Here is a 1798-nt window from a genome sequence, read left to right as displayed (position 1 = left end):
TCAATGGCATCAGCTAACCAATTAAGATATGCAGGATACAGATATGATGAAGCAACAGGACTTTACTACTTGATGGCAAGATATTACGATGCAAATGTTGGAAGGTTTATAACAAGGGATACTTTCCATGGGTTTGAAGATGAACCAAAGAGTTTAAATCAGTATGCTTACACAAATAACAATCCTGTAATGTTTGTAGATCCAAGTGGGCATCTTGCATGGTGGGTTGGTGCAGCTTTATGGGGAGCGGCAGGTTCACTTGTAGATTACTGGTGGACTCACAGAAATCTACCATTTAGTCAGTGGAATAAAGAAGAATTAGCTTGGTCAATGGTTAGGGGAGCTGTCATAGGAATAGGTCTTGGTTGGGCACAAAGTGCTTTTTTACCAGTAATGAGGCAATATATTTCTTATGTATTTGATTATTATAAGTTCAGTGCAAGAGTGAGTATAACTCAATTAACAAATTTAGCTAGAAAAAAGGGCATAGAACTTTCGCTGTACTATATAATTAAAAGATATAAATAAAAACTAGATACTATAGTAATAAAGAAGATTTAATATCTTCTTTATTACTTAATTTAAAGGAGAAAGTCTACTATGAATAATTTAATTAAATTTTTTTTAGAAAACAAAATATACAATGTTATTATAGGAATACTCTTTCTAGTTTTAGGTATATATACACATGAGCTTTCATTTGTATATAAAAGCATATTGCTTAGTCGTATTTTGCCAGTTATTTTCTTTTCTATTGGAATAAGCTTATTTAAGTTAGTTTTACTATCTCAAACTGACATTAATTTAACAACAATGTTTTTAAAATCATTGATTTTTGTGTGTGGAATTATTTTAATAAGCAAAATTTTAGATATAGTAAAAGTTTCTGCAAATCCATTGTTGCGTAGTATATTACTTATTAGCACTATTTTTTTGCTATCCAATATATTCAAAAATAAAAAATAGGAATTAGCAGAGTAAACGTCAAAAATTAAGTACCTAGATATCCCATGCTCCCATTGATAGAATAAAAGCAAATACTATCGATGGGAGGTAATTTATGGATAAAAGATTATACATTACTATCTAGTAATAAAAAGGCACGGTCAAAAATGACCAGGGTGGTTATTGGCTAAAATTAATATACTGTGGAAATGAATATGACCTGTTCGAATGTATTTGAACTTTTTATAAATATAAGATTAAGTAGTCATGATAATAAAGAATAAAAGTTTAGTACTTAGGTATCAAATTCACCAATGGGGTTGTAATTCATGTATTAATTTTTTTTGCTATTTAATGATGAAGAGGTATGGCTAAAAATCACTTAGGATTATTTAAAATTAAGATTTAAAATAAAAAGATGAAGGCTATTATTGAAGAGATATTAGGTAAATAATTTACAGAAGTGACTGTGTCACGAATGAAAAATCTTAAAGTTGATGAAAGGAAATTATAAGGTATATATATGGCTAAATTAGGAACAAAACAAAAACCAGCAGTTGTAAGAGTTAAAACACAAGAAAAGGCAAGTTATATTTTAGAAATTTGCAATCAAAATGGTTGGCAGGTTATTATTGGAGTTGAACCTAATAAAACTGAAGATATTTCTGATATAGAAAAATTACTAGGACATGAAACTAAAAATAATAGAACTGTTATTATAGGAGAAAAAGTTGGAAGAAATGATCTATGCCCTTGTGGTAGTGGAAAAAAGTATAAAAAGTGTTGTGGAAAATAAAAAGGCTCTTTGTCAATTGTTGGGGCGGGTATTCGATTAGAATGCCTGTCCTATCTT

At 29.4% G+C, this 1798-nt stretch carries 2 protein-coding genes; both read left to right on the top strand.

Annotated features, from left to right (window positions below):
- The coding region (locus tag Q428_RS13900) for an RHS repeat-associated core domain-containing protein (protein ID WP_161633638.1) at positions 1 to 528 on the top strand (528 nt) is incomplete at its 5' end.
- Between the two features lie 940 nt (positions 529 to 1468).
- A complete protein-coding gene (locus Q428_RS16185) occupies positions 1469 to 1741 on the top strand; it encodes a PBPRA1643 family SWIM/SEC-C metal-binding motif protein (protein ID WP_035381970.1) in 273 nt (90 codons plus the stop codon).
- The last annotated feature ends 57 nt before the right edge of the window (positions 1742 to 1798 follow it).

Source organism: Fervidicella metallireducens AeB (genome assembly GCF_000601455.1).
Taxonomy (GTDB): Bacteria; Bacillota; Clostridia; order Clostridiales; family Caloramatoraceae; genus Fervidicella; species Fervidicella metallireducens.
The sequence above is the reverse complement of the archived record's forward strand: the minus strand, read 5'-3'. Positions and strand labels throughout refer to the sequence as shown.